The organism is Streptomyces millisiae (assembly GCF_031845425.1).
Lineage (GTDB): Bacteria > Actinomycetota > Actinomycetes > Streptomycetales > Streptomycetaceae > Streptomyces > Streptomyces millisiae.
The window spans coordinates 1-422 of record NZ_JAVREM010000367.1 but is presented as its reverse complement, the minus strand read 5'-3'; the positions used below and the strand labels follow the sequence as shown (position 1 = coordinate 422).

The window sequence follows — 422 nt, the reverse complement described above, 5'->3', positions numbered from 1 at the left end:
AGCTTGGCGAGCCCGCGGCCCCGGAACGCGCGGGCGGTGCCGGTCATCGCGGTGGCGTAGCGGCCCCGCCCGTCCGTGTGGGCGAGGCTGAACGCGGCAGGAACGCCGTCCACCAGGGCGACCATGGACAGCTCCCGGTCCAGCATCGGATGCTCCCACGTCGACGCGGCCCACTCCTGGTAGCCGGCTGACCCGCTCTCGACGTCGCTCGGTTCGTCGGCCGCGGTCTCCAGGTCCAGCGCGAACAGCGGGCGCGGATCGTCGGCGAAGCCGGCGGCGGGACGCAGCTGGACACCGGGCGGCGCGGGCTGGAGCGGCGGCAGCGTGGCGGCCGTCAGGTCGAGCCGCAGGAAGTGCGCGTGGCGGGCGGCGCGGTAGCCGTGCCGTTCGGCGAACGCGCGGTGGGCCGGGGCGTCCAGCAC

At 76.5% G+C, this 422-nt stretch carries 1 pseudogene; it reads right to left on the bottom strand.

The annotated features are described in order from the left end of the window. Positions 1-422: pseudogene (locus RNC47_RS37115) on the bottom strand (GNAT family N-acetyltransferase); the annotation flags it as partial.